The organism is Tsuneonella troitsensis, from assembly GCF_001441535.1.
GTDB lineage: Bacteria > Pseudomonadota > Alphaproteobacteria > Sphingomonadales > Sphingomonadaceae > Tsuneonella > Tsuneonella troitsensis.
The window spans coordinates 75,393-100,270 of the sequence record NZ_LMAU01000007.1; the positions used below are offsets into that span (position 1 = coordinate 75,393).

General features: G+C 62.6%; 28 protein-coding genes. 13 read left to right on the forward strand and 15 right to left on the reverse strand.

Going from position 1 to position 24,878, the window contains the following annotated elements; genetic code table 11:
* The first annotated feature begins 19 nt into the window (after nucleotides 1-19).
* Together AR323_RS13680 and AR323_RS14740 are read left to right on the forward strand one after the other, a co-directional pair.
* Nucleotides 20-895 carry an alpha/beta fold hydrolase gene (locus AR323_RS13680; RefSeq protein WP_057884542.1) on the forward strand — a complete coding sequence of 292 codons (876 nt, stop codon included), beginning with the start codon at nucleotides 20-22 and terminating at the stop codon, nucleotides 893-895.
* Between the two features lie 94 nt (nucleotides 896-989).
* The gene (locus tag AR323_RS14740) at nucleotides 990-1,121 is read left to right on the forward strand and encodes an entericidin EcnA/B family protein (protein WP_200956718.1); all 132 of its coding nucleotides are present in this window, start codon (nucleotides 990-992) and stop codon (nucleotides 1,119-1,121) included.
* Nucleotides 1,122-1,194: 73 nt separating this feature from the next.
* Here the strand turns inward: AR323_RS14740 and AR323_RS13685 are convergent, their stop codons facing one another.
* Both AR323_RS13685 and AR323_RS13690 read right to left on the reverse strand, forming a co-directional pair.
* Nucleotides 1,195-2,343, reverse strand: a complete 1,149-nt coding sequence (locus tag AR323_RS13685) for a CaiB/BaiF CoA transferase family protein (RefSeq protein WP_057884543.1) — start codon at nucleotides 2,341-2,343, stop codon at nucleotides 1,195-1,197.
* Between the two features lie 4 nt (nucleotides 2,344-2,347).
* Nucleotides 2,348-3,127 carry a crotonase/enoyl-CoA hydratase family protein gene (locus tag AR323_RS13690; protein WP_057884544.1) on the reverse strand — a complete coding sequence of 260 codons (780 nt, stop codon included), beginning with the start codon at nucleotides 3,125-3,127 and terminating at the stop codon, nucleotides 2,348-2,350.
* Between the two features lie 97 nt (nucleotides 3,128-3,224).
* Between AR323_RS13690 and AR323_RS13695 the strand changes: the two genes are divergently transcribed.
* A complete protein-coding gene (locus tag AR323_RS13695; protein WP_057884617.1) occupies nucleotides 3,225-4,478 on the forward strand; it encodes an acetyl-CoA C-acetyltransferase in 1,254 nt (417 codons plus the stop codon).
* Between the two features lie 88 nt (nucleotides 4,479-4,566).
* Here the strand turns inward: AR323_RS13695 and AR323_RS13700 are convergent, their stop codons facing one another.
* A complete protein-coding gene (locus AR323_RS13700) occupies nucleotides 4,567-5,088 on the reverse strand; it encodes a hypothetical protein (RefSeq protein WP_057884545.1) in 522 nt (173 codons plus the stop codon).
* Nucleotides 5,089-5,244: 156 nt separating this feature from the next.
* Here AR323_RS13700 and hppD point away from each other — a divergent pair, with 156 nt between their 5' ends.
* The 3 genes from hppD to AR323_RS14745 all read left to right on the forward strand — a co-directional run bounded on the left by hppD (nucleotide 5,245) and on the right by AR323_RS14745 (nucleotide 7,757).
* Nucleotides 5,245-6,345, forward strand: coding sequence for a 4-hydroxyphenylpyruvate dioxygenase (gene hppD, locus AR323_RS13705; RefSeq protein WP_057884546.1), 1,101 nt, complete (start codon nucleotides 5,245-5,247; stop codon nucleotides 6,343-6,345).
* Nucleotides 6,342-6,914, forward strand: coding sequence for a VOC family protein (locus AR323_RS13710; protein ID WP_057884547.1), 573 nt, complete (start codon nucleotides 6,342-6,344; stop codon nucleotides 6,912-6,914). The genes hppD and AR323_RS13710 overlap by 4 nt, the downstream gene beginning before the upstream one ends.
* 402 nt (nucleotides 6,915-7,316) lie before the next feature.
* The gene (locus AR323_RS14745) at nucleotides 7,317-7,757 is read left to right on the forward strand and encodes a hypothetical protein (RefSeq protein ID WP_152980359.1); all 441 of its coding nucleotides are present in this window, start codon (nucleotides 7,317-7,319) and stop codon (nucleotides 7,755-7,757) included.
* On the opposite strand, the gene AR323_RS13715 is transcribed toward AR323_RS14745, so the two are convergent.
* The 5 genes from AR323_RS13715 to AR323_RS13735 form a co-directional block, all read right to left on the reverse strand.
* The gene (locus AR323_RS13715) at nucleotides 7,754-8,389 is read right to left on the reverse strand and encodes a response regulator transcription factor (RefSeq protein ID WP_083495451.1); all 636 of its coding nucleotides are present in this window, start codon (nucleotides 8,387-8,389) and stop codon (nucleotides 7,754-7,756) included. The two genes, AR323_RS14745 and AR323_RS13715, sit on opposite strands and share 4 nt — an antisense overlap.
* Nucleotides 8,390-8,417: 28 nt before the next feature.
* Nucleotides 8,418-8,849, reverse strand: coding sequence for a helix-turn-helix domain-containing protein (locus AR323_RS15390; RefSeq protein WP_407701080.1), 432 nt, complete (start codon nucleotides 8,847-8,849; stop codon nucleotides 8,418-8,420).
* Nucleotides 8,850-8,884: 35 nt separating this feature from the next.
* Nucleotides 8,885-9,208 (reverse strand): JAB domain-containing protein, encoded by a 324-nt coding sequence (locus AR323_RS15395; protein ID WP_057884550.1) that lies wholly within the window; start codon nucleotides 9,206-9,208, stop codon nucleotides 8,885-8,887.
* Nucleotides 9,209-9,712: 504 nt separating this feature from the next.
* Nucleotides 9,713-10,033, reverse strand: a complete 321-nt coding sequence (locus tag AR323_RS13730; protein WP_057884551.1) for a hypothetical protein — start codon at nucleotides 10,031-10,033, stop codon at nucleotides 9,713-9,715.
* A 48-nt stretch (nucleotides 10,034-10,081) separates the two neighbouring features.
* On the reverse strand, nucleotides 10,082-10,600 hold the full coding sequence (locus AR323_RS13735) for a helix-turn-helix transcriptional regulator (protein WP_057884552.1): 519 nt from the start codon (nucleotides 10,598-10,600) through the stop codon (nucleotides 10,082-10,084).
* A gap of 332 nt (nucleotides 10,601-10,932) precedes the next feature.
* Here AR323_RS13735 and AR323_RS13740 point away from each other — a divergent pair, with 332 nt between their 5' ends.
* Genes AR323_RS13740 through AR323_RS13755 form a run of 4 tightly spaced genes read left to right on the forward strand, consistent with a single transcriptional unit; the run spans nucleotide 10,933 to nucleotide 14,808 of the window.
* Nucleotides 10,933-11,319, forward strand: coding sequence for a response regulator transcription factor (locus AR323_RS13740; protein ID WP_057884553.1), 387 nt, complete (start codon nucleotides 10,933-10,935; stop codon nucleotides 11,317-11,319).
* Nucleotides 11,316-12,341 (forward strand): YaiO family outer membrane beta-barrel protein, encoded by a 1,026-nt coding sequence (locus tag AR323_RS13745; RefSeq protein WP_057884554.1) that lies wholly within the window; start codon nucleotides 11,316-11,318, stop codon nucleotides 12,339-12,341. The genes AR323_RS13740 and AR323_RS13745 overlap by 4 nt, the downstream gene beginning before the upstream one ends.
* Nucleotides 12,338-13,372, forward strand: coding sequence for a HEAT repeat domain-containing protein (locus AR323_RS13750; RefSeq protein WP_057884555.1), 1,035 nt, complete (start codon nucleotides 12,338-12,340; stop codon nucleotides 13,370-13,372). Before AR323_RS13745 ends, AR323_RS13750 begins: the two co-directional genes overlap by 4 nt.
* Nucleotides 13,369-14,808, forward strand: coding sequence for a glycosyltransferase family 2 protein (locus tag AR323_RS13755; RefSeq protein WP_123321914.1), 1,440 nt, complete (start codon nucleotides 13,369-13,371; stop codon nucleotides 14,806-14,808). Before AR323_RS13750 ends, AR323_RS13755 begins: the two co-directional genes overlap by 4 nt.
* On the opposite strand, the gene AR323_RS13760 is transcribed toward AR323_RS13755, so the two are convergent.
* From AR323_RS13760 to AR323_RS13780, 5 genes are all read right to left on the reverse strand, one after another.
* Complete coding sequence (locus AR323_RS13760; RefSeq protein WP_057884557.1) at nucleotides 14,805-15,074, reverse strand: Hpt domain-containing protein; 270 nt, start codon at nucleotides 15,072-15,074, stop codon at nucleotides 14,805-14,807. The two genes, AR323_RS13755 and AR323_RS13760, sit on opposite strands and share 4 nt — an antisense overlap.
* Complete coding sequence (locus AR323_RS13765; RefSeq protein WP_057884558.1) at nucleotides 15,071-15,433, reverse strand: response regulator; 363 nt, start codon at nucleotides 15,431-15,433, stop codon at nucleotides 15,071-15,073. Before AR323_RS13765 ends, AR323_RS13760 begins: the two co-directional genes overlap by 4 nt.
* Entirely contained in the window at nucleotides 15,430-17,541 is a 2,112-nt protein-coding gene (locus AR323_RS13770) for an ATP-binding protein (protein ID WP_057884559.1), read from the reverse strand. Before AR323_RS13770 ends, AR323_RS13765 begins: the two co-directional genes overlap by 4 nt.
* Nucleotides 17,542-17,862: 321 nt before the next feature.
* Nucleotides 17,863-18,657, reverse strand: a complete 795-nt coding sequence (locus AR323_RS13775; protein WP_057884560.1) for a hypothetical protein — start codon at nucleotides 18,655-18,657, stop codon at nucleotides 17,863-17,865.
* A 119-nt stretch (nucleotides 18,658-18,776) separates the two neighbouring features.
* A complete protein-coding gene (locus tag AR323_RS13780; protein WP_057884561.1) occupies nucleotides 18,777-19,976 on the reverse strand; it encodes a S8 family serine peptidase in 1,200 nt (399 codons plus the stop codon).
* A gap of 118 nt (nucleotides 19,977-20,094) precedes the next feature.
* Between AR323_RS13780 and AR323_RS13785 the strand changes: the two genes are divergently transcribed.
* Both AR323_RS13785 and AR323_RS13790 read left to right on the forward strand, forming a co-directional pair.
* Entirely contained in the window at nucleotides 20,095-20,559 is a 465-nt protein-coding gene (locus AR323_RS13785) for an RNA polymerase sigma factor (protein WP_057884562.1), read from the forward strand.
* Complete coding sequence (locus tag AR323_RS13790; RefSeq protein WP_057884563.1) at nucleotides 20,556-21,263, forward strand: anti-sigma factor family protein; 708 nt, start codon at nucleotides 20,556-20,558, stop codon at nucleotides 21,261-21,263. The genes AR323_RS13785 and AR323_RS13790 overlap by 4 nt, the downstream gene beginning before the upstream one ends.
* A 35-nt stretch (nucleotides 21,264-21,298) precedes the next feature.
* Here AR323_RS13790 and AR323_RS13795 read toward each other — a convergent pair whose 3' ends face one another.
* Together AR323_RS13795 and AR323_RS14570 are read right to left on the reverse strand one after the other, a co-directional pair.
* Nucleotides 21,299-21,943, reverse strand: a complete 645-nt coding sequence (locus AR323_RS13795; protein WP_057884564.1) for a PilZ domain-containing protein — start codon at nucleotides 21,941-21,943, stop codon at nucleotides 21,299-21,301.
* A 355-nt stretch (nucleotides 21,944-22,298) separates the two neighbouring features.
* The gene (locus tag AR323_RS14570) at nucleotides 22,299-23,570 is read right to left on the reverse strand and encodes a DUF1996 domain-containing protein (protein WP_083495454.1); all 1,272 of its coding nucleotides are present in this window, start codon (nucleotides 23,568-23,570) and stop codon (nucleotides 22,299-22,301) included.
* Between the two features lie 261 nt (nucleotides 23,571-23,831).
* On the opposite strand from AR323_RS14570, the gene ctrA reads away from it, so the two are divergent.
* Nucleotides 23,832-24,527, forward strand: a complete 696-nt coding sequence (ctrA, locus tag AR323_RS13805; protein ID WP_057884566.1) for a response regulator transcription factor CtrA — start codon at nucleotides 23,832-23,834, stop codon at nucleotides 24,525-24,527.
* Nucleotides 24,528-24,878: the final 351 nt, after the last annotated feature.

The window sequence follows — 24,878 nt, forward strand, 5'->3', positions numbered from 1 at the left end:
GCTTACGTAAAGGGCAGGCATGGAACTGATTGGCCCCACCTCGCAAAGCTACATCAGCCAGCGCACCCGGCTCCATTATGCCGACTGGGGCAATCCGGATGCGCCCCCGCTGATCCTGCTGCATGGCGGGCGCGACCACTGCCGCAACTGGGACTGGACCGCCGAACACTTTCGCAAGGACTGGCACGTCATCTGCCCGGACCTGCGCGGCCACGGCGACAGCGAATGGAACAACAACGGCCACTACCCGGTGATGGGCTACGTCTATGACCTCGCGCAGTTGATCCACCAGTTGAGCCTCGCCCCGGTCACGATCGTCGCGCACTCGCTGGGCGGCAATATCGCGACCCGTTACACCGGCCTTTATCCGGACAGCGTGCGGCGGCTGGTGACGATCGAGGGGCTCGGCCCCAGCCCCAAGATGATCGAGCAGCGCCGTGCGAAGCCGTACGGCGACCAGTGGACAAGCTGGATCGACAAGAAGCGCGAGGCCAGCGCCCGCTCGGTCAAGAGATACGCCACGTTTGCCGACGCGCTCGAGCGGATGCGCGAGGCGAACAGCTATCTGTCGGACGAACAGGCCCGCCACCTCACGCTGCACGCGGTGATGCGGAACGAGGACGGCACCTTCAGCTGGAAGTTCGATCCCCACCTCCACGCCTGGCCGCCGGACGACGTGCCGACCAAAGGGCAGCAGGCGCTATGGGCGGCGATCACCTGCCCAACGTTGATGATTTACGGCGCGGATTCGTGGGCCAGCAATCCGGAAACGGACGGCCGGCTGCAATACTTCGGCGATAACGTGACGGTGAGCGAGTACGAGCGCGCCGGCCACTGGGTCCATCACGACCGGTTCGACGATTTCATCGCGGAAGTGGCGGCGTTCATCGCCTGACGATCATCGCGCGGGAACCACCTGATGCGCGGCGGGTCTAGTCTATCACGCTCGGTCGCCAGGTCGCGTTCCGAGGCGAACGAGGAGATTGAGAATGAGGAAAATTCTTGTGGCGCTCGCCGTATCGAGCGGTCTGCTGCTTTCGGCGTGCAACACCGTCCGCGGTGCGGTCGACGACGTGGAATCGGTGGGCGATTGCGCTGACGGTCGGCCCGGCAACTGCTGATCGCCAAAAGCCAGACGAAATGAAGGCGGCGCCGCTCGATCAGGTCGAGCGGCGCCGCTTTCACATCCGAACCTCAGGCGACCGTGCCGGCCTGGCGCAACCCCGCGACTTCTTCCGCCCCCATCCCCAGCGAGCCGAGGATTTCCTCGGTCTGGTCACCCGGCATCGGAGCAGGTTGTGGGGCAGCAGTGACGGTTCCCGAATAGCGCGGCGCGGGAGCCGGCTGCATTGCACCCCCGACATCGACGAACGTCCCGCGCGCCGCGTTGTGCGGGTGGGCCACCGCCTCGCTCATGGTCAGAACCGGGGCATAGCAGACGTCGGTATGCTCCATCAGCGCATCCCATTCGGCGCGGGTCTTCGACTTGAACAGTTCGGCGAGCTTGTCCTTGAGCGGTCCCCACGCCTTGCGGTCGTGCTGGGCATCGAACGCGGGATCGTCGGTAAGGCCCGCGCGGGCGCGCAGTTCGGCGTAGAACTGCGGCTCGATGCTGCCGATGCTGACGAACTTGCCGTCCGCAGTTTCGTAGGTGTCGTAGAAGTGCGCGCCGGTATCGAGCATGTTGGCGCCCAGGTCCTCCGACCAGACGCCCATGGCCTTCATGCCGTGCATCATGCTCATGAGCACCGCGGTCCCGTCGGTCATCGCGGCGTCGATCACCTGTCCCGAACCTCCGCGCGCGACGTTGAGCAGGGCCGCGACCATCCCGAACGCGAGCATCATCCCACCGCCGCCGAAATCGCCGACCATGTTGATCGGCGGGGTCGGCTTGCCTCCGGCGCGGCCGAAATGCGCCAGCGCCCCGGCGAGCGCGATGTAGTTGATGTCGTGCCCGGCATAGGGGGCATAGGGCCCCGTCTGGCCCCAGCCGGTCATGCGCCCATAGACAAGCTTCGGATTGTCGCCGAGCAGTTCGTCCGGACCCAGGCCGAGCCGCTCCATCACTCCGGGGCGAAAGCCCTCTATGATCCCATCGGCGCTGGCGCACAGTTTCCGGGCCAGCGCGACGCCCTCGGCGCTCTTGAGGTCGATCGCGATCGACTTGCGCCCGCGGGCGAGCACGTCCCTGGATGTCACCGGTTGCGAGCCTCCGCGCGTTCCGCTGGCCCGGTCGATCCGGATCACCTCGGCACCATGGTCGGCGAGCATCATCCCGCAGAACGGCCCCGGACCGATGCCCGCGAACTCGACGATGCGGATGCCGGCAAGAGGTCCCGCCATCGCTTTACTTGCCCTTCCAGTTGGGCGCGCGCTTCTCGGCGAAGGCGAGGCTGCCTTCGCGCGCGTCCTCGCTCATGAAGACCTGCGGCATCAGTTCCGCCTGCTTGTTCCAGCGGTCGGCGTAGGACCAGTCGGGCGATTCGTTGATCACCTGCTTCGACACGCGCACCGCGACCGGCCCGTTGGCGGTAACCTTTGCCGCGAGCTCAAGCGCGGCATCGAGCGCCGCCCCATCGGTGACGCGGTTGACCAGGCCGAGGTCGTAGGCGCGCTGGGCGTCGATGAATTCGCCGGTCAGCGCCAGTTCCATCGCGATCTTGGGCGGGATCATCTGCGGCAGTTTCACCAGGCCGCCAGCCGCTGCCGCGAGCCCGCGCTTGGCTTCCGGAATGCCGAACTTCGCGTTCGCATTGGCGACGACCAGGTCGCAACTGATCATCAGTTCGAACCCGCCCGCGAGCGCGTATCCCTCGACTGCGGCGATCAGCGGCTTGACCGGCCCTTTCTCGGTGATCCCGCCGAAACCGCGCCCGTCGACGCTGGGTCGCTCGCCACGCAGGAAGCCCTTCAGGTCCATCCCCGAACAGAACGTACCGCCGGCACCGGTCAAAATTGCGACCCGCAGGCTGTCGTCGCTATCCAGCCGGTCCATCGCCGCGGCGATGCCCTGCGCCGCGGCCTGGTTCATCGCGTTCTTCGCTTCGGGCCGGTTGATCGTGACGATCAGCACGCCGTCACGCACTTCGGTCAGCAGTTCTGCAGTCTCGGCTTCCGACAAGGTCACTCTCCCATTTCGCTTTGCAACTGGTCTTGTGCCGGTTGTCCCCAAGGCTTACGCTTGCGTCAACCTGATTCCCGATAACGAGAGAGGATTTGACGACATGGCCGAGGCCTACATCATCGATGCGGTTCGCACGCCCCGCGGCGTGGGCAAGCCCGGCAAGGGCGCGCTGAGCCACCTGCACCCGCAGCACCTCGCCGCCACCGTCCTCAAGGCGATCAAGGAGCGCAACCACCTCGACACGGCGACGGTCGACGACATCGTCTGGTCGACGAGCAGCCAGAACGGCAAGCAGGGCGGCGACCTCGGGCGCATGGCGGCGCTGTCGGCAGGCTACGATGTGAAGGCCAGCGGCACCACGCTGGACCGGTTCTGCGGCGGCGGGATCAGCGCGGTCAACTTCGCTGCCGCCAGCGTGATGAGCGGGATGGAAGACTGCGTCATCGCGGGCGGCACCGAGATGATGAGCTACACCGCCGCCTATGCCGCCGAGCAGGCCAACGCGGGACTTCCGCCGCGCCTGATGGGTTCGGGCCACGAGGCGCTCGACGAGCTCCACCCGCAGAGCCACCAGGGCGTGTGCGGCGATGCCATCGCGACGATCGAGGGGATCGATCGCCAGGCGCTCGACGACCTGGCGCTCGTCAGCCAGCAGCGCGCCGACCGCGCGATCAAGGAAGGCCGCTTCGACAAGTCGTTGGTGCCGGTCCACAATCCGGACGGAACGGTGGCACTGGACCGCGAGGAGTTTCCCCGGCCCGAGACCACTGCCGAAGGTCTCGCCGCCCTCCAGCCGAGCTTTGCCAAGATCGCCGACTTCGAGATCGGCGGGACGACGTTCCGCAAGCAGATCAACCGGCGCTATCCCGATCTCGAGATCCAGCATTTCCACCATGCGGGCAACAGCTCGGGCGTGGTCGACGGCGCGGCGGCGCTGCTGATCGCCTCGCCCGAGTACGCCGAAAAGAACGGCCTCAAGCCGCGGGCGCGCATCGTGGCCTACTGCAACCAGGGCGACGATCCGACGCTGATGCTCAACGCGCCGGTTCCGGCGGCGAAGAAGGTGCTCGAGAAAGCCGGTCTGACCAAGGACGATATCGACGTCTGGGAGATCAACGAGGCGTTCGCGGTCGTGGCCGAGAAGTTCATCCGCGACCTCGATCTGGACCGCGAGAAGGTCAACATCAACGGCGGCGCGATGGCGCTGGGCCACCCGATCGGCGCGACCGGATCGATCTTGGTCGGCACCGCGCTCGACGAACTCGAACGCTCGGGCGGCCGCTATGGCCTGATCACCATGTGCGCGGCCGGCGGCATGGCCCCGGCCCTGATCATCGAGCGGATCGAGGGGTAGTCCATCGGCCCGCGGGCGATGGGATCAGCCGCAGGCGAGAGGAGTGGCGTGCGCGCGATGCCGCGCCCTTCCCCGCACTGACGACGGGCTACTCGTCTACCCGGACGAGCGCCGTTTCCTCGGGCGAACCCGGTCCATTGGCGGATCGGTAGATCTCCCCCCGGATCGGCCGGGCGGGATTCGAAAGATCGAACCACAACTCGTGCTGATACGATTCCGTCGCGGGATCGAGATCGGTCGCGTCGCGGAAAGTGAAGTGCAGTCGTCGCTCCGTCTTTCCGGAGGCGAACAGGCGCGGCTGGTTGCCTTGCGGGCAATAGTGCGTCGCGATCAGGCCGGGGCCGTCGCGGTGATAGATCGTGAGCGAATGCGGACGCCCCCGTACCTCCCAGCTTTCGACCAGGACCGTGCCGCGCGCCGTGAGATAGAACTTGATCCGCAAGGGACTGTCGGTCTCCCCGGCCGGTTTCCACGTGCCGACAAGCTGCGACAGGGCCTCGAACGGGCCGATCGCGCCGGGCACCTCCGCCGTCGGGGCTTGGGCAGCAGACGACGCGTTCGCCAAGCCGGTGGCCTGCAGGAACACGAACGCGGCAATCAAATACTTCATGCTGGCCAGGGCTTCCCCAAAGTCGATCGGAGCCTCCCCTACCCGACCTGCACACGCGTCGCCAGCGGCCGCCAAATCGGGCCCGAACCGATTTGACACCGGGGCGGCAAACCGCTATTTAGTTTCAAACGAAACCACATCTCGCGGAGACCTGCCATGGCCGACCTGTTCGAAAATCCCGCCGGCCTAGACGGCTTCGAATTCGTCGAGTTCTGCGCTCCCGAAAAGGGCGTGCTCGAACCGGTGTTCGAGGCGATGGGCTTTACCCGCGTGGCCCAGCACCGCTCGAAGGACGTCCACCTCTGGCGCCAGGGCGGGATCAACCTGATCGCCAATTACGAACCGAAGAGCGCCGCCTGGTACTTCGCCCGCGAACACGGCCCAAGCGCCTGCGGCATGGCGTTCCGCGTCCGCGATGCGCGCAAGGCTTACGCTCATTTGCTCGAAAAGGGTGCCGAGCCGGTCGCGGTCGAGACCGGGCCGATGGAACTGCACGTCCCCGCCATTCGCGGCATCGGCGGGGCGATTCTCTACCTCGTCGATCGCTACACCGATGAAAACGGTGAGGGATTGACCATCTACGACGTCGATTTCGACTATCTTCCGGGCGTAGAAATTCATCCTGAAGGTGCGGGTTTCGACCGCATCGATCACCTGACGCACAACGTCTACGGCGGGCGGATGAAGTACTGGGCGGACTACTACGAGACGCTGTTCAACTTCCGCGAGATCCGCTTTTTCGACATCAAGGGCGAATATACCGGCCTGACCAGCAAGGCGCTGACCGCACCCGACGGCAAGATCCGCATCCCGCTCAACGAAGAGGGCAAGAGCGGCGGCGGCCAGATCGAGGAATTCCTGCGTGAATTCAACGGCGAAGGCATCCAGCACATCGCGCTGATCTGCGACGATCTGCCCAAGGCCTGGGACAAGCTCAAGCAGCTCGGCGTGCCCTTCATGACCGCGCCCCCGGCCACCTATTACCAGATGCTCGAGGAGCGCCTGCCCGGCCACGGCGAGGATGCCGAAGCGCTCAAGACGCGCGGTATCCTGCTCGACGGTACGACCGAAGGCGGCCAGCCGCGGCTTCTCCTGCAGATTTTCGCGCAGGCGCAAGTCGGCCCGGTCTTCTTCGAGTTCATCCAGCGCAAGGGCGACGAGGGCTTCGGCGAGGGGAACTTCAAGGCCCTGTTCGAAAGCATGGAGCGCGACCAGATCGAACGCGGCGCGCTCGAGGTGAAGGAACCGGCGGAATGAACGCAAACCCCATCAAGCACCCAGTTTCGCTCGGGGGCATCCATCACGCGGCCTACCGCTGCAAGGACGCCAAGGAGACGGTCGAATGGTACGGCCGCGTTCTCGGCATGGACTACACGACCGCCTTCGCCGAAGATCACGTGCCCTCGACCGGGGCATACGACCCATACATGCACGTCTTTCTTGACGCCGGTAACGGCAACGTCCTCGCGTTCTTCGAGCTGCCTCACCAGAAAGACATGGGCCGCGACGAGAACACGCCAGCCTGGGTCCAGCACTTGGCATTCAAGGTCGGCAGCGAGGCGGAACTTCTCGCTGCCAAGGAGCACGTCGAAGCGCAGGGGATCGAGGTGCTTGGTCCGACGCACCACGGGATCTTCAAGTCGATCTATTTCTTCGATCCCAATGGTCACCGGGTCGAGCTCGCGACCGACATCGGCACCGATGAGCAATATGCCGAGCTGAAGCGTGTCGCGCCGATCATGCTTGAGGAGTGGAGCGAGACCAAGAAAGCACCGCGCCACGCCGACTGGCTTCACGAGATCGCCCGCAAAGAGCATGCAGAATGACGCAGTCACGGCGCCCGGGATTCAATTCGGGACGCAGTAACGGCGTCCCGGCTTCAATTCGTTAGTCTGGAATGGGCGCCCTCGGATTCAGCACTTTTCGAGGGAGATCTCGCCTCCGCCGATCATCTACATGCGAGCCGTGTAGCTCCAGACACAATCCCACCCCAGCCAAAATCCCAGCGGCGCTCCCGCCTCCGAACACCAGATTGCTCGCAGCAGCCTATAGTGACTGAGCGCCGTTGCGATATCCGCAAGGAGGCCCCTGCATCGCACGGCTACACTTAGATCCAGTGTTAAGAAAAAGTCGCTGGCTGTGATCAGGCCGGCACCGGGGCCCACGTATTGACTTTCCACCAGAATGAAGGAATTCAGCGCATGTTTCAGGCGCTGATGCGCAGTTGATTGGTCGACGCCTTGCCCCACTCACAAACAGCCAGGGAGTGGTCAGGCAAGGTCGCAGCGTTTGTCCTGTTTTGCGAGGATTTCGATCCAGCTGAAGACCTCGGCGATGTTATCGTTCGCCTTGCCGGCCTGTTAGCGATCGCACCGTCTCCAGTGGCGAAATTATTGGGCTCTCAACCCAGGCGTGGTGTTGTCGACCGCCAGCTGGCCGCGGAGGCCTTCGAAAGCGCCGCTCTGACACTGGTAGGCTCCGAGATCGGATACCTACTGTCGCGATCTCCAAACGGAACAGCTGTCGCCTCGACCTGGATTCCCGGAATGGGTGAAGAGCACACGCTGAAAGCGGCCGACCCGGTTCCGGCGCTGTGCGGAGCCATTGCGCTCACCTGCCTGAGCATAGTCTCGGCACATCCGTCTGTTTCCCGCTCGCCGGCCAGTTAATCGAGATCCGCCTCTGTAACGAGGCGCACGACTTCGGTTGAGGATCGAGCTTCAAGGCGATCAATTACATTAGCCCGATGAATTTCGACGGTTCGCGGACTAATGCCAAGGTGGTTTGCTATCTCCTTGCTCGAATAGCCATGGGCCAAACCGCGCATAACTTGGTGTTCGCGTGGTGACAGCCGGGAAATGAGTTTCAGGGCGCGTGCACGTCGCTCCCGACGCATGTGCTCCGCGTTCGTCCGCCCGATCGCTTCGGGAAGGCGAGCCGCAACGGCGTCCGGATCGAATGGCAAGCGCCAGTAGTCGACTGCACCGGCCCGGATCGCATCTACCACCCGCTCGAGCGTGGCTTCGGCCGAAACGGCAACGAGCGGAAACCAATCCCCCCGCTGGGTCATCAACGCGGCCGACTTCTCTATCGCATCCTCTTCGTCGTGCACGAGAAGCATCGAACGCCTACCGGGCCAGTATCGCTCCAGTTCTGTCGTGTCTTCCACCGGGACAGTGTAGGCAAACCAAGAGATGCTGTTGAAGAGGGTCGCTCGCAGGCGAGCATCGCTGGCGACGACGACGACCGACCTGACTTCGTCCAGTTCGTTCCGATCGAGCATGGGGGAGATGGAGTTCATATCTTTGCGGACCCTGACAGTTGATCAATTATATGCTGGAGGCGTTCAGCTCGGTAAGTAGATTGACCATCGTAGCCAGACCCTTCGGGGTCAGGCGAAGGTTGCGAACGCGCAGGTCGGTGGGGCATGGTATGGTCTCGACCAAGCCAAGCTGCGTGAGTGTGCCAAGCCAACGCAGAGCCGTCGCCATCGGAGCGCCTGATGCGTCACAAGCACGGGTCGTGGACAGTGTTCCGCCGCGCGCGGTTGCGGCGAACAGGGCAAGGAGAATGTTCCAAGCTGGTTCGCTCAGCAATTCGGTAGGCAGGAATAGCGCCCGTCTCGCCCTAGCGTCATGGATCCGGTCGGCATAATCGGCGAGATGTCGCAGTTGGGCAGGGCTCCGTGGTAGACTAGTGTTGTAGCGCCCGATCATACGTCGTTCTTCACAGGCAGATGTCGGTCGCAACGGCAGCGCCATCTCGTCGCCGACTTCCCTCGTGTCCTGCTGTTCGCTCACAGGAGACCTCGCCGCCGCATGCTGACCATCGACTTGCGCCCAATCACGAAGTGATCGTGCACCACCAGGCCAATTGGCCGGCAAAGCGCCACGAGCTGCCGCGTAGCGACTACGTCGTTGGCGCTCGGACAGGGGTCTCCCGAGGGGTGATTGTGGAAGAGCAGCATCCCGCGGGCGTTGTTTGCGAGCGCAGTCTCGATCAAATCGCGATAATCGATGGTGATTCCGTTGTGATCGCCGGCGCGTATGAAATTGCTTATGTATTGTCCGTCGGCGTCGTGGAGCGTGAATGCGAGATGTTCGATCCGCGCGCGAGACAACTGGGTGATGGCCGCTGCCAGGACGCTGCCGTCGCCCGTCCAGATGACCCCGTCGACGATCCGGACTGCATCCTCGCACGCAATCGGGATCGATAATTGGTCGTGCCGATGATCAGGAGGACGAAAACCAGAAAGGTCGGCATTGTCTTCATCGCTGCGTAGACACGCGGGTCTACCGCCACGTGGACCGCTCGGGCGAAATGCGCGGAGAGGCTGAGCAATTGCAGGGCTGCGGCTAGTAATGGCCAGTACCTCCGGGCACGAAGCCCTATCCAGACGAACCCCGCAAAACCGATCAGGTCCTGTGCGAGAGCCAGAGGATTGAGAACATCGAAGCGCGATGGAACGAAGGGCTCAAGTGCCATCCGAAAAAGAAAGAAGCCGAGGAGGAGACCCGCACCGACCCTTTCCGCACCCCCGCCCTTCGACCATGCGAAGACGAGTGCGAATGCCATGACCGCGTAGAATGCGACAAGAAGTACCGCGGTCATGGCAACGCGAATATCATGCGGCTACGCGGTCCTCGTCTTCGATAGCGGTCGTCCACTCCGGGCAATCGGTCGGGGTGTCGGCGGTCTCGGCGATTCGACTCAGATCTTCATGCGCACGGATCAGATCCTGGCGCGCGGCGATCATCTTTGCTTGAGCGGCAGCGACCTTTGCGATTGCGCGGTGACCTGTGATGGCGGGCTGACCCGTGGCGACGCGTGCGGTCGTCAGGTGGGCCATGAGAGTGCCCGTGTCGGCAATAGCGGAATCAATGCCGTTCTCACTTGCGAGCAGGCTTCGACCGATGCGCAGCGCGGCGATTTGGGGTGTCATCATCTTCGTCTCCGGAGGCCCACGGGCCGGGGTTGCTGGACGAAGGCTTCGCTAGACAATCTCCGAAAATGCCTGGGCCACTGCGAGCCCGCAAAGCAGCACCATCGCCAGGGCGAGGGCGAGCAGCGGAATCGCGGCAATTCTCCAGGCCTTCCCGAACCGTGCATCGAGAGCCTCCAGACCCTCCGGTGCGACCTGGTCCCGAAACTCGAACGGCTCACTGGCGAGCACGTCGGAGAGTCTGAATTGGGTCGACCTTGGCAGGTCTGGCACGGTGTCTGGCGAAGTGATCAGGTACTCGTCACGGGCCAAAAATCGGGGGGGCCAATTTTCGGCCCCCTCGTCACGAAGGTAGATGAACACCTGTGCGGTTTCGTTCCGGTCGCGCGTACGCCACTTTCCTCGAACGAGCTTGATTTGTTTGTCGACGGTGTTGGGTGTCATTCCGAGATCGAGCGCAATCTGCTTGCTCGACTTGTGCTGCGCAAGATGTGCGAGAATTTCCCGTTGCTTTGCTGTCAGCTGCTCCAGGGAGCGGTTCAGCTCGAATGTCTGCGATATGACGTTCATCGTGGCACCCTTAAATCAGGCGATAACCAATCGTCAGTCGAAATTCAAACGCATCCAAGACCGCTTGGGTCCGCCGCGAACGACGCCATTGTTTCGCCATTCAATTTTTCTGAGCCTTATCGGGGCGGCGAGTTGCGATCTTGGTATTTCGACCATCGGCGTGCGCGCCTTCCACCAATTAGATGCGCTCCGTGATGGGGCCGGGTCCAAGACCTGTCCGTATCCAACAGCCCGCGCTTCGCTTCCAAGCCCTCATTATGGAGAAGATTGAAATCGGACTTATGCTTTTTGTAACCTGTCCTTAAGCATAAGGGTTTCATCGGGTAAGGGTCATGCCCCAGACCTCTCCCAAGATTCTCATCGCCGACGACGAACCGCTACTCACTGAATTACTGGAATTCCGCTTGTCCGCTCGCGGGTACCAGACAATCGTCGCGCGTGATGGCCGGGAAGCGCTGGCCATACTTGCCGATGACAAGCCTCAAGCCGTGTTGCTGGACATGATGATGCCGGTCCATGATGGACTCGAGGTTCTGCGCCGTATGCGAGCGAGCGATCAGCACGCATCGACCCCTGTCATCATGCTAACAGCCCGCAGGGGAGAAGCCGACGTCATCGGAGCGCTTGAACAGGGCGCCGACGATTACCTGGTCAAGCCGTTCCTTCCCGAAGAATTGCTGGTTCGCCTAGCCCGGCTCCTCGCTGGAAAGACAGCATGAGCCTTGGGCAATCGTCTCTTCGCCTCGCGGCGACGCTGGCGCTCGCGATCCTGTCAACGGGCGCGATGGCGCAACAGGCCAACCCATACGAGGCGGGCGTAGCTGCACGATTGAATGGCAAGCCCGCTGATGCCAAACGCCTTCTCGAGCGCTGGTTGTCGGAGCATCCGGACGACATCGACGCCCGGTTGCAGCTTGCCTATGCCGAGCTTGCACTCGGCAGCCTCGACGAAGCGGAAGCTGGCTTCAGGGCCGTCCTGCTTGCCGCACCCGACTATGTCGACGCGCGGTCCGGCCTCGACCAGGTCCGCGAACGCCGTGTGCAAGCAGGCGAATCTCGCACGGCGCAGATTGCGCTTGAGGGAGCATTGAGCGACCTGTCGGGAAATCAGCAGGGATGGACCGAGGCGGCTCTCGACGTTGAAATCCCGACGGGGGACACAATCCTTGGCGGCCGCGTGAGCCATTACCGCCGCTTTGGCCTTGAGGACCTTGAGTTCACCGGACGCGTCGGATTCCATCCGTCAGAAAACCTGTGGCTGCGCTTGCACATGGGCACCGCGCCTCATGCAGATTTTCGGCCGCAGTTCGAGATCGGAGGCGGGGCGGACCTGCGGCTTGCTACGACGAGCGGAACCGTTCTCACCATCGATACGGCTTACCAGAAGTTTCCTTTGCAGGATGTCGTCAGCATCAACCCTGGCATCGTCCAGTATTTCGATGAAGGTCGCACTTGGCTGACCCTTCGCGGGATTGGTACGGTCGCCGGCGATGGTCCCCTCGAGATTGGCGCACTCGTGCGGTTTGATCATGCTCCGAGGGACCGCTGGCGACTCTTCGCAGGGGCAGCGACCGGCCCCGATACCGACTTGGGCATTGTCACACGGGTTAAAGCTCTCTTCGGCGGCATCGAGGCGCCGCTGGGAGGAGTCGTATCTGGCAGTGCTGCGCTTTCACGCGAGTGGCGCGAGGTCGGAGACAATCGAACAGAGCTGCGCGTGACCCTTAAGGCGCGGTTTTGACCGCTACGCTCCAGTCGCTGTGGGAAGTATCGCTGCTGCTGTGCGTTTTCGCACTGCTCGCTATCGCGGGGCTGTTGCTCGCGCGGGTGGTGGGCGAGCGAAAAGCCAACAAGCGGGAAAGCCTGCGCCGGCAATTGCTACCGCAACTTCTACGCGGTGAGCCTGTGCCAGTCGAGAGATCGCGCGTGGCGCGTCGAATGGCTGCCGACCTGACAATCGAACTCGCCGAACTCGTACAAGGAAATGATCGTGAAGGCTTTCTCGCGGCGGCCTCCCTCGCCGGTGCCGACGCAGAACTAGTGCGCCGGCTGCGTTCCAACGCCGCGCAGGACCGTCTCGTTGCGGCGGAAACGCTCGCGATGTTCCCGCCGTATGCGTCCGCCGTGTCCGCCGTCGCACTGAGCGATCGCAACGCCGACGTTCGCCTCGGTGCCGCGCTTGCACTGGCACAGGAAGGTCGTGCACCGCCAGTGGGCAAACTCGTCCGTAGCCTCGGTATTGGCTCGAAAGAGCAATCCCTGCTTGTCGTTTCGCTGATGCGCGATCTTGCGCGCACCAATCCTCACGCAGTCGAGGCCCTGCTGTATGATCTCGAGGTACCCGATACCGCCAAGCTGGCCGCCACGGATGCACTGGCGGAGAGCAGCAGCGTTGATCATGAAGCATTAGTCGCCTGGATGGCCGAGGCGTCCGAAGAAGATAGTGACCTCAGACCGCGCATTTTCCGTGCGCTGGGGCAGCTGGGTCATCCGTCTGGCCACGTCGCAATTCTCGCAGGGCTCGACAGCGAACGATGGCAGGTGCGCAGCGCCGCAGCAGAAGCCGTGGGCCGCTCGGCACTGCATTCCGCGATTCCGCGGATTGTCCAGCTGCTTGCCGACGATCAATGGTGGGTACGCTTCCGGGCAGCCGAAGCGCTGACCCGCCTTGGCGCAGAGGGACGTCTCGCTCTTCAGCGCGCGGCTGCCGACCCTAATTGGATCGTGCGCGAGGCGGCTAGTACCATCCTGGCCGAGCAGGCCGCGGCATGATCGGCCCTCCAGCGTGGGCTGATCAATGGATGATCGGCGCGGCAGAACTCATCGCACTGATCGTGATCCTCACGGGGCTGTTGCAGATCGGCTTCTATCTAATTCAGCTGATCTTCGCAGCGATAGCCCTTTCATTTCGTCCTCCGGTACCGAGGGGTGCAACCTTGTGGCGGCGCTATTCCGACCAGGCCCCGCCGATTTCCATTTTAGCGCCAGCCTTTAACGAGGAGCTGACCGTCGTGGAGAGCGTGCGTTCGCTGCTATCGCTCCAATATCCCGATTTCGAGATACTCCTGATAAACGATGGGTCGAAGGACGGCACCCTCGCCAGACTCATTGACGCGTTTGGGCTGGCGCCTGTCGCGCGTTATGTCGACAACGCGGTTCCGCACGCCGCCATTCGAGGATTTTACGCCAATCCCGCCCTTCCCCGTCTCCTCGTCATAGACAAGGACAATGGCGGCAAGGCGGATGCGCTGAATGCCGGCATAAACGCCAGCCGCACCCCGTTGTTCTGCGCGATAGACGCGGATTCGATTCTCGAGCCCGATGCGCTGCTCAGGGTCGTTCGCCCGTTCATCGACGAACCCAACCTCACCATCGCCGCGGGCGGAACGATCCGGATCGCCAACGGGTGCACGATCGATTCAGGACGCGTGATCGATGTCCGTTTGCCCCGCAACTTCCTCGCTCTGGTCCAGATCATGGAATACTTGCGCGCGTTCCTGATGGCGCGCCTTGCACTCGGCAAAATGCAGGTTCTGACGGTCATCTCGGGTGCGTTTGGATTGTTCAGCCGACAACGTGTCGTCGAGGTCGGCGGATACAGCCACGCAACGGTCGGCGAGGACATGGAGCTCGTTATAAAGCTGCATCGGCACATGCGTGACATCGGCACGCCCTACCGGATCGAATTCATTGCCGAACCCGTTTGCTGGACGGAATGTCCAGAAGACCTCGCGGTACTCGGCCGCCAGAGAAGCCGGTGGCAACGCGGCGCACTCGAGTGCTTTTCCAAGCACAAAGATATGTTCTTCAACCCGCGCTACGGACGGATCGGATTCATCGGGTTCGGCCAGATTCTGCTGGTGGATGTCGTGGGGCCCGTAGTCGAGGTCCTGGGATACCTGCTGGTCCCATTGCTCTACGGGCTCGGCCTACTGGCCTTGCCATGGCTGCTGGCCTTCCTGTCGGTGACCGTTACCTTCGGGGTCTTCGTAAGCGTAGCGACCCTCATCCTGGAGGAAGTGCAACTCCGGCGGTTCCCGCGAGCTCGTGCCATTCCAGTGCTGGCGGCGATCGCCGTGGTCGAGAACCTTGGCTACCGCCAGCTGTCCAATTTGTGGCGAATGCAGGGTTGGTGGCAGTTCCTGCGCAAGCAGCAGGCTTGGGGTACTATGACCCGCAAGGGCTTTGGGGTACCCCCCTCCTCCTAAAGAGAGTCTAGCAGGCGCAGCAAACGATCGGTTGCCAGCCGGGGATCGTCCCCTCGCTCTATCGCGTCTTCCAACTCGATCGCTGCCTGGCCGAGGGAGGGATGGCCGAACATGCCAGCGATACCCGCTAACTTGTGGGCCAACTCGCCGAGTGCTGCCATATTGCCCTCACTTACCAGGACGCGCACCGCTTCAGCTTGCCCGGGTGCCTGCGCCGCGAACCGTTGGGCGAGGTCCGCCAGCTTGTCCTCCAGAGGATTGTTCACAGGAGACTACGCACCTGCGCCGCCAAAGTCATCGGATCGAATGGCTTAGCAATAACCCCGATGGCATCGAGCGTCTGGAAGGTCTGAATCTCGTTGCGCTGGGCGCGTGCAGTGACGAACACCACCGGGATTGGAGCTGTCGACGGATCGGCGCGCAATCGGCTGAGGACTTCGGGTCCGTCCATACACGGCATCATTACGTCGAGAAGGATCAGGCCCGGCGTCCAATCCTGGATCATCGCGAGCGCCTCGGTGCCGCCAGCGGCGGTTCGCACCTCGAAATGGGGATCGAGCGAGAGCGCCATCTCCGCGATTTCGCGGATATCGGGTTCGTCGTCGACGTAGAGGACACGGGTCATGCGGCCTCCCGCTCTGCGCGCGCCACAAGCGCCATCGTCGTTTCGACGAGGGTGGCAATGGGGCTGCGGCTCTTGACCAGGACAGCGTCGACGTCGGACGTGTCCGGGGGGTCGTCCAGCGCGGTGAAGACCACAATCGGAATGCCGGGCACCGCTTTTCTCAATTCGGGGACGAGGTCCAGGCCGTTGTCTGGAGGAACGACTGCGTCGACGACAACCCCGGCAAATGTCTGCCTTGCGATTTCCCGGCGCGCGTCCGCGAGCGAGTTGACCGAAACGAGCGCCGCGCGATGGACGAAAGCACTCGCGACGACCGACAGGCAATCCTGATCGTCGTCGATGTGGAGCAGGACTGGCAAGCCCGCATCGCCCCCCGATTGAAGGGGAGTGTCGTCGCAATCTGCCATGGGAAGCTCGACAGTAAATATCGTCCCGCCGCCGGCGCGGTCTGCGAAGCCCAGTGTTCCGTTATGCCGCTCAGCTATTTCCTTGGCGATGGTGAGTCCAAGACCGGTCCCTCCGCGCCGCCGGCTGTCCGAGCCGTCGGCCATTGCGAATTTGCCGAAAATTCGGGCGCGGAAGGCCTTTGGGATGCCCGCTCCGCGGTCCAGAACGGATATCCTCGCTTGGCCGTTGACCGTATCGATGGCCACTTCGACTGTTCCTCCTTCGGGCGAGTGCTTGATCGCGTTCGAAACGAGATTGGTCAGCAATTGCTCGAGCCGATCAGGATCGCCCATTATCGTGACGGGCCACGGCGGGATGGACACCGCCAGCGTGACCGAGTGCGCCTCACCGAATGACTGGTTCGCCGCGACTGTTCGATCAACTAGTGGTCCGAGCGGCAATCGACGCAGGTCAAACTGCATCTTGCCGGATTCAATCTTCTCTATGTCGAGGATATCGTTGATCAGGCGGATCAACCGCTCGCAATTGCTATGAGCGATCGAGACCAACCGCGCAGCCTTATCGCCAAGGGGTCCGGCCGCTCCGGCAGAGAGGAGACCAAGCGACCCTCCGATCGATGTAAGCGGGGTGCGTAGTTCGTGGCTAACGGTCGAGACAAACTCGGTCTTCATGGCCTCGATACGCCGCCGTTCGGTCACGTCCCGAATGACGACGACGTAGGAGACCTCCTCGCGGTCGGAGAGCCGGCTGATCGAAACGTCGGTAGCGAGCGTTGAGCGATCGCTCCGGCGGCCAATAAACTCCTGACGCTGGCCCGACCCTTCCTCGCCCGCCGCACCGACGACCCGAAGCCACGCGAGGCTTTCTGCAAAGGGAACCGGCTTCGCCATCAGGTCGGTGTTGTGCATGCCCACCAGTTCATCCTGAGTGTACCCGAATAACCGCGTCACACTGGGGTTGACCTCGCGGATGTAGCCCTCGTCATCAAGCACAAGCATGCCATCAACCGCGCTGTTGAGGATCGCGCGATTGCGCCTGCTGAGACGGCGGATGCGTTCGAGCGCGGCGCGGCGAAGGCTCATTGTGCGCCAGATGAAGACTGCCAAGATGCCTAGGAGCAGGGCCAGCCCACCCAGGGCACCGTTGATCAGCCTCTCGGCGGTCTGCCGGCTCGTGTTTCTTGCCTCGGTGAGCTCGCTGAGGCGCGCGCCCTCGATCCGGTCGAGCCGCGCGATCTCCGCGCGGATAGAATCCATGAGCCGCCTGCCCTCGCCGCCAGCGACCATGCGTTTCGCGGCTTCCTGCTGTCCGTTCGCAACAAGATCGATCGTGCGTTCCGCGAACTGAATTTTTCGGTCTGACAACTGCCGGATCGCGGAAAGTCCACCGACCGAGCTATCGCTTGACGCAGAACCCTGAAATCTTGCCGCGATACGCGCCCTCGCCTGGTCGTAAGGTGCAAGAAAACTCGGGTCGCCCGTGACGACGTATCCACGCTGCCCTACTTCGATATCCTGATAATCCGAAAGCATCCGAAGCAGATCCTGCCGTGCAGAAGCCGATTGCTCGACGGAAGCCCGCAGGTTGCGGCTCTCTGCGAATTCGCGCTGGATCTCCACGAACACGAACAGCAGGCTCGCCGGGACAGCAAGCAGCGTCAGCCATGCGAGAATTTGCTTTAGGACAGTCTGTCGTGCCATCGGGTCTATCTACCGGCAAAGAATGACGAATTGTCTACCCGGTTCTTACGCAGACCCGGCATCAATCGAGACTATTCGACCTGAATTCGGACGAGGCAAGTCCGCCCGGTCCATAACGAAGTTCGCACCAAGCTGCCCAACCGACATCGCCTGATCAAATATCCCAAGTAACGGCAAGTGGGGCTCGATCTCTCAGATCGCGTTCCCCGCCCGTTCTAGGCAGATGCTGGTTGTCCATTGCGACCTCGTATCCGTCCGTGCGAAAAGCCCGGGCCGATTGCTCGGCCCGGGCTTCCCGGGAGACCATGCCGAGCGGTTGGATCAGTCGGCGCGGTCGGGATTCTCGCGTTGCTGTTCCTGGCGACGCGCCGTCTTCTCCAGCTTGCCCTCGCTCATCGCGGAGATAAGCAGCGCGCCTTCGCCGGTGAAGTTGGCGGCGGGAACGGTTGCCGCACCATCGTCGGTCATGACGACGACCTGATGAACCTGTCCCCGTGCGTCGGCGAGTACCCCGCTCACGGTGCCGATCCGTTCGCCGTCGTCGTCGCTGACAGGCATTCCGCGAGCGATATCGAAGCTGCCTGCCGCCTGGCCTGCGGCGCTCCCGGCAAGCGCTAGCTGCCCAGCGGCACCCGAGAATACACCGCTCGCGGCAGCCGAGCCGGAACTGGCTACCGCGCCTATGATCTTGCGCCCCGCGCCGGCTGCGCCGCGAGCGGTGCCAACCGCGCTGCCCGCGAGACCTCGGACCGCATCGGTCCCGAGCAGCTGCGCTTCGGCCCTACCCGATCCGCTTGCCTCTCCGCGGCCTGCGACCGAACTGCCAACGCTGCCTACCGACGCGCCGATCGACTGGTCGAGCGATCCCGAGCCCTCGGCGTCGGCACTGCGACTGGCAGCCACGCGACCCGATTTGCGATCAACTGTCTGTGTTCCTCGCGTCTCACCGCGTGCCGCACCCGTGCCCCGCGTGACCGTCTCGACGGAGCGGATAGGAAGGTCGAGCGAGCCGGCGCCCCGCAGCGTGCCGCCAAGGCTTCCGCCACCAAGAAGCTGTGCCTGGCCCGGTGCGGCGATCAGGAGGAGCGCAGCGGTGCCGAAAAAAATGATCTTCATCGGTCTGTTCCTTTTCCGTTGTAGGACCGGAGGCGTCTTGCCGTCCGCTGCTCAGAAAACGGACCGACCTTTCCGATCCATCCGCGGCGTCTTGGAAAAAGTGTGCATCACTCCGATATTCAACGACATTTTCCGCACAGGAGACCACGACCGTAGACACTGTCGGCGCCCTTCTTGCCCAAGTCGATAGCCTCGTTGTCGGCCGCCGCGCGCCAGTCTCCGCCGATTGCGGCCGCGATCCGCGCGGCCGCCAGAGGTGCCGCGAATGATGTACCTCGCAGCCTGATCCGCCGCCCCCTGGCGTCGAATCCGGTCATGTCGGCAGCGGGAGCAGCATAGTCGAGGTCAAGCGCGCGCCCGGCCTCGATTAGCGCACGATCACGGCCGTCGACGCCAGTCACTGCGATGACGCCGGGATAGCTGGCCGGGTAGGCATATGGTGAGGCCGGGCCATCATTGCCGACCGGGGCGACAATCACCACGCCCTTTCCTCGCGCTGCGGCCACCGCCCGCGACAGTAGCAAATTGTCGGCACCGACGAGGCTCATGGTAATGACCTTCACTCCATCCGCGACCAGCCATCCCAGGGCGCGCGCGACGGCGGTTGCACTGCCGCCGGCCGGATCGGTACCATAGACATCCGCCACCGCGATGGACCGCACACCGGCACGCCTGAGCAGCGAGACCACTGCGCTGCCGTGGTTGCTGGGCGCCGGGGCGCCCCTTGCGAAGCCCTTGCTCGCTGCGACCCTCTGACTTTCACCTGGCGCACCATCGATCACGCCCACGCGGGCTGATATCGGCGCTGCTTCGGCTTTGAGGTCAGCGGCACTTGGGGCCCGCCCCGCTTGCTCGTAGACATGGTCGGGTGTCCAGCGCACGCCAGGTGCGGCGCGATCCATCAGCGCGGAGACCTCTCGCATCCTGACGCCGGGAGGGAGCTGCAGACGTGTGACCGGTAGATCCAGCCCCTCGATCGCCTCCCGCTCGAGTACGCGGAACCCCAGAATGCGGAGCCCAGAGAGTGCAGGTTCACCGGGCTCGAACATCAGGATCTCGCCCCGTCGTGCCGGGTAGCCATCCGCTGTGAGTTCCAGGAGCTTTGGATTGGCGCGCACGAGCTTCTCGATCCGCCCCGCGCGCAGTTGCGTGAGCTCCCGCGCGCTGAAAACCACCGGCTCGACCGTGCCCATGGCGCGGTCAATAACCCGGTCTATACCGCCGGTGGGCAAGGGCACGCCCGGCAAGCCCAGCTGCGCTAAGGCGGCTCCCGGGAGGAACAGCAGCAGCACGGCGAGGCAGGAAAATCGCTTCAGCATCGTTCATCCAGTGACGTTTTTGGGCTTAACCTGGATGGAACGTAGCGGGTCAGCCGTTTCATCCATAGGAACCCCGAAGAGAAGGGCCGGTCCGATCGCCAACGGGTTTGAAGACGAGATGGTCAAGCTGCTCCCCCGGCTCCGTCGCTTCGCTGCAGGGCTGGCGCGCGACCGTGTCGATGGCGACGACCTGGTTCAATTGACGGTGGAACGAGCGCTGACCTCTCGTGCGCAATGGCAGGAGGGTACGCGGCTCGACAGCTGGATGTACCGTATTATGCGCAATATCTGGATCGACGAGGGCCGCAGCCGCACGCGCCGCGCACAGACGTTTATCGGTGAAGAGGCGGGCCTCGCCATTGGACGCGATGGAGGGCAGGAAGCTGTGGCCGAACTCGGGACGATTGGCCGCGCCATGCAGCAGCTTCCTGACGAACAGCGCGAGGCCGTGATGCTTGTCCTAGTCGAGGGCTACAAATATGCGGAAGCCGCCGACATCGTCGGCTGCCCGGTCGGCACGTTGACCTCGCGACTGGGCAGAGGACGCGAAGCCTTGATGGCAATGCTGGGAGAAGCGGCATGACCCAAGATCCGGATACCCTGCGCGCTTATGTAGACGGAGAGCTCGATGAGGTGACGGCCTCGCGATTGGCTAAAGCGGCCGAAGTTGATCCCGAGCTGGCCGCCCGGATTGCGGCCGAAACCCGGCTGCGCGATATCCTCAGCGCCCATTTCGACCCGGTGCTTGCAGAGCAAGTGCCGCAGCGCCTCGTCCTGCCGATCGAGACGTCGCGCAAGGTCGTTTCGCTCCAGGATCGGAGGCCGCTTCGGTCGATCGTGCCAACTCGCATGGTGCGGTGGGCCGTTCCCGCCATGGCGGCTGCCCTTGCCCTCACAGTATTTTTGCCTGGAAGCGGGGGACCCACCGAGACGCGAGACGGCCTGATTTTCGCTGCGAACGATTTGGCAGAGGCGCTCGATACGCAGCTCGTTGCAGACCGGGTTGCCGGGAACGACACGCGCATTCTGCTCAGCTTCGCCGACAAAGAGGGAACGCTGTGCCGCGCCTTCGCGCGGACCGACCTGTCAGGCATCGCATGTATGGATGACACCGGTTGGCACTTGCGGATCCAACAGGGCGGGGTCGACATCAGGCCCGGCGACTATCGCCAGGCAAGTTCCGTCGACAATGCGATCATGGCCTCGGCACAGGAGATGGCGGTTGGACCGGCGTTCGACGCGGAACAGGAGCGCTTGGCGCGCGCGCAATCATGGCGTCCCCGGTAACTCCAACGAACTGAGCGTAAAAGTCCTCGTGGCGGTCATGGAAGTTCACGGAGTCCCGTGGTCGCATAATGACTCAATCGCTGGCGTTTAAAACGCGCGAAGGTTGAAACGGGGGCGAAAGGTTCGCCTTCCTTTTTTTCTCTCTCGCGCAGGTCAAAGTGTTGCCGGATGTGATCGAGCACTGACGGATAGAGCCGTGTCGTGAACTCGATGCCGATCCGGTCGTCGCGCCGCCACCGGGCGACAGCCTCGAGCGGGCCGATCGGGCCGATCTTGATCGTCAGGCGGTTACCCGATTCGAGCTTCTCGGCGTCGTCGGAGAACGGGCAGCCGGTTTCCGACAGGTCGGTGATGACGAGCTCGCGCGAGCCGGCGGTCGTATAGATCCGTCCGACGATCGCGATCTTGTGCCGGTCCGCAGCGCGCTCCATGGAAGTGCGCGGCGGGGGTGGCGCTGCGGGCGGGCGGCCGGGCGGCGGTTCGGGGGCGGGATCTTGCGGGGGCGGCGGTGGTGCGGGTTCGCCGGCTTCGGCAGGCACTGCATTCGTCTGGCTGCCCAGGAACTGCGCCAGGGCAGCACGGACCGCGGACTCCTCGCCCAGATTCACCGCGGGCTTCCCGCTGAGCCAGCATGCCCAGAGCGATCCGTTTCTGGCCACGAAGAACAGATCGTCATCCATCCCGTCGGAATGCGGAGCATCGCCATGCGGGTCAACCGGGGGTGGGATAGGTAAAGTCACCTAGCAAAGCCGTTCGTTCGGCGACCCGATCCGTATTGTCCACTAGGCCCGCCGCGAGACAATCGCAATTGCCCGCCTGTACGAAACGATGTGCCCGGGTAGAGTTCCCTTGGGTCGCCCCGGCACGAACGGCTCTGGACATCTTCGTTGACCCTGAATCACAGCCGAGGTCGGCCCGGACGCGCGAGATCACCGCTTCGTCTGGACCGGTTTCGTGCCTCGGGTCCGACTGTGCCGGCAAATACCCCTGGGGTGGAACCATTACTTACGCGAGTTCGGCAGATTTGTGGTGCTCTTAATGCAGCATGTCAGCCATTGGTGTTGCCGATCGAGGGTTGGGGTTGATCCAGCCATAAGATGGCTGTGAGGCGCCTATGAGCTGGAAGCCGTTGCCTAAGTCACCGCCGCTGCAGTCCAAGCCCTTGTTGATGCAGTTATCAAGCCACATCCGCTTCACGGACCCGACCCACTGTTCCATATAGTCGGAATGCAGCGTCTCACCGGGCTTAGCACCGGCTTTCATGTGGTCGCTAGAAAGGCGCAAGCGAGAGCGCTTCGTCCCTCCCGATATCGTCGCGTACATGTCCTCCGTGACTGTCCATGCGACCTTGCTTTCATTCTGAGGTATTACATAGGGATGTGTCGCAGGACACTTCAGGTATCCCCAACTGCCGTAATCAGCGTACGCAAGGTGCGAGCGGTGGTTTGGCGTATCAAGATGCTTTCCATCCCAGCAGTTTGGCGCAGCCATGTCCGCCACAAGGGTGTCCCCCGCCTTGCAACCCGACTGGAAAACTGCGTCAAGATCGCTGTAGTGGCCACCTGTGCCACCAGTGCAGTACCAGCTTGCACCCTGCCCCGGAGTGTCCGGATTGGTCGGGTCCCAGCCGAATACCTTTCGTAAGCCATTGGGTAGACCAACACATTTCCCTTGAAACGTCGCACTACCAGGCGTGCAACGGGCAGAGCTCGCCATCGGGCGCTTGTAGTAGACAGCGATCCAGTCGCCATTACGGACATACCCTTTGTCGTCGATGAGTGCGGGCATCCAATAGGCTGATCTGTTGAGCGTATGCGGGCCATAGTTGCAGTTTGAGTTGCCAACGGAGGCCGCTAGAGACGACATCGTAGTGTTCGCATCGACGCTGGAAGGTCCCCAAAACAGGTGCAGGTGGGATGCTCCGCTTTTGCCAGGCTTTACGAGTGGGTCATCGTACCGTAGCGGACCTTCCGCCCCGCACGTCAGGCGAAATGCCCCTTCCTCGGCGCCATACAGACTGGGTATTGCCCCTGTGCCCCAAGAAAGTTGTAGCCCGTGTGCGACGGGAAAGCTCGCTACCAAGTCAGGGGCCCCGTCGAGGGTCGGTGACAAGACGTAGCCATCTCCCGAGCTAACAGCAGTCGTGGGAGTGGGCGTAGGAGTGGGGCTGGGTTGTGCGTCAGAGATCTTTTCTCGGCTCTTGCCACCTTTTGCGGCGGTAGAGACTTCGCCCTCACCTTCGTCAGGGACACAGCCGGACAACAACAGTGCTGTGACCATCACAAGCATCGAGCTAAATTTGCGCATACAGTCCCCCACTTGAGGAGACTTTGCAGGACGTTGGTTAATTCCGGCCTTACGGCCTCAGTGAACGAATTTAACCGGACGCCCTTGCTGGCGGCGCCGGTCCGCTCAGGACAGCCTTCAACCTAAGGCTGACGATGGTCAAAGCGGAAGTCATTTAAGGCGAAATCCGGCCGGTTAAGATGATATCGCCATTATTATGCTAATTCCTCATTAACCATTTTCGCTCACTCCAAGGAAGACCAGCCTATGAGGAGGTAACCCGTGCGCATTCTGCTGATTGAAGACGAGCCGACGACGGCCAAGGCAATTGAGCTGCTGCTCACAATCGAAGGGTTCAATGTCTATTCGACCGATCTGGGCGAGGAGGGCCTGGATCTCGGCAAGCTCTACGACTACGACGCCATACTGCTCGACCTTCACCTGCCTGATATGCACGGTTACGACGTGCTCAAGAAGCTACGCGTGGCCAAGGTGCAAACGCCGGTCCTGATCCTCTCGGGCAATTGCGAAATGGACAGCAAGATCCGGAGTTTCGGCTTCGGCGCAGACGACTACGTGACAAAGCCATTTCATCGAGAGGAACTGGTCGCGCGCATCCACGCGGTAGTCCGCCGGTCAAAAGGCCATTCGCAGTCCTTAATCCGCACTGGCAAATTGGCCGTCAACCTCGACGCTAAGACCGTTGAAGTCGACGGCGCACGTGTGCACCTGACAGCCAAGGAATATGCGATAGTGGAGCTCCTTTCCCTCAGGAAAGGCAGCACGCTAACCAAGGAAATGTTCCTGAACCACCTCTATGGAGGAATGGACGAACCCGAGGGCAAGATCATCGATGTATTCATCTGCAAGCTGCGCAAGAAGCTGGCCCATGCGAGCGGGGGCGAGAACTACATCAATACGGTGTGGGGCCGAGGCTATAACCTACGCGATTCTGAGGAAGAATTGAAGGCTGCGTGACGGTGCCGGCGTAAAAGAAAATCAGCGGCAAGTTGCGGACATCGGCAGCATGAGGCCGCTTTCCTTGCAATTTAAGGCACTTATCAATCGACGGTCATTTCCCTGATCGCTTCGAAGATACTTTCCCCGGCGGCGAGCCGCTTGTCACAGAATAGCGGGAGAGATTGCGGACCGATGTTTGGGAGCTTTGCGCGAAATGACTTGGCTGCGGAGCATATCCCGAGCGCAGGCAGATTATCGCCTCGACATGATGCGCAGACTCAACATTGGCACGCGGGATCTCGGGCGCGGCCTGTTCGTCTCAAAGCACAAGAGGGACGGCAATGATGGCCCAGCTACTCGACCCCATCC

Bases quoted from the DNA above. Each gene is read 5' to 3' on its own strand.
- AR323_RS13680 (WP_057884542.1), top strand. From the start codon at position 20: ATGGAACTGATTGGCCCCACCTCGCAAAGCTACATCAGCCAGCGCACC.
- AR323_RS14740 (WP_200956718.1), top strand. From the start codon at position 990: ATGAGGAAAATTCTTGTGGCGCTCGCCGTATCGAGCGGTCTGCTGCTT.
- AR323_RS13685 (WP_057884543.1), bottom strand. From the start codon at position 2,343: ATGGCGGGACCTCTTGCCGGCATCCGCATCGTCGAGTTCGCGGGCATC.
- AR323_RS13695 (WP_057884617.1), top strand. From the start codon at position 3,225: ATGGCCGAGGCCTACATCATCGATGCGGTTCGCACGCCCCGCGGCGTG.
- AR323_RS13700 (WP_057884545.1), bottom strand. From the start codon at position 5,088: ATGAAGTATTTGATTGCCGCGTTCGTGTTCCTGCAGGCCACCGGCTTG.
- hppD (WP_057884546.1), top strand. From the start codon at position 5,245: ATGGCCGACCTGTTCGAAAATCCCGCCGGCCTAGACGGCTTCGAATTC.
- AR323_RS13710 (WP_057884547.1), top strand. From the start codon at position 6,342: ATGAACGCAAACCCCATCAAGCACCCAGTTTCGCTCGGGGGCATCCAT.
- AR323_RS13715 (WP_083495451.1), bottom strand. From the start codon at position 8,389: ATGAACTCCATCTCCCCCATGCTCGATCGGAACGAACTGGACGAAGTC.
- AR323_RS15390 (WP_407701080.1), bottom strand. From the start codon at position 8,849: ATGGCGCTGCCGTTGCGACCGACATCTGCCTGTGAAGAACGACGTATG.
- AR323_RS13730 (WP_057884551.1), bottom strand. From the start codon at position 10,033: ATGATGACACCCCAAATCGCCGCGCTGCGCATCGGTCGAAGCCTGCTC.
- AR323_RS13735 (WP_057884552.1), bottom strand. From the start codon at position 10,600: ATGAACGTCATATCGCAGACATTCGAGCTGAACCGCTCCCTGGAGCAG.
- AR323_RS13740 (WP_057884553.1), top strand. From the start codon at position 10,933: ATGCCCCAGACCTCTCCCAAGATTCTCATCGCCGACGACGAACCGCTA.
- AR323_RS13745 (WP_057884554.1), top strand. From the start codon at position 11,316: ATGAGCCTTGGGCAATCGTCTCTTCGCCTCGCGGCGACGCTGGCGCTC.
- AR323_RS13755 (WP_123321914.1), top strand. From the start codon at position 13,369: ATGATCGGCCCTCCAGCGTGGGCTGATCAATGGATGATCGGCGCGGCA.
- AR323_RS13765 (WP_057884558.1), bottom strand. From the start codon at position 15,433: ATGACCCGTGTCCTCTACGTCGACGACGAACCCGATATCCGCGAAATC.
- AR323_RS13770 (WP_057884559.1), bottom strand. From the start codon at position 17,541: ATGGCACGACAGACTGTCCTAAAGCAAATTCTCGCATGGCTGACGCTG.
- AR323_RS13775 (WP_057884560.1), bottom strand. From the start codon at position 18,657: ATGAAGATCATTTTTTTCGGCACCGCTGCGCTCCTCCTGATCGCCGCA.
- AR323_RS13780 (WP_057884561.1), bottom strand. From the start codon at position 19,976: ATGCTGAAGCGATTTTCCTGCCTCGCCGTGCTGCTGCTGTTCCTCCCG.
- AR323_RS13785 (WP_057884562.1), top strand. From the start codon at position 20,095: ATGGTCAAGCTGCTCCCCCGGCTCCGTCGCTTCGCTGCAGGGCTGGCG.
- AR323_RS13790 (WP_057884563.1), top strand. From the start codon at position 20,556: ATGACCCAAGATCCGGATACCCTGCGCGCTTATGTAGACGGAGAGCTC.
- AR323_RS13795 (WP_057884564.1), bottom strand. From the start codon at position 21,943: ATGGATGACGATCTGTTCTTCGTGGCCAGAAACGGATCGCTCTGGGCA.
- AR323_RS14570 (WP_083495454.1), bottom strand. From the start codon at position 23,570: ATGCGCAAATTTAGCTCGATGCTTGTGATGGTCACAGCACTGTTGTTG.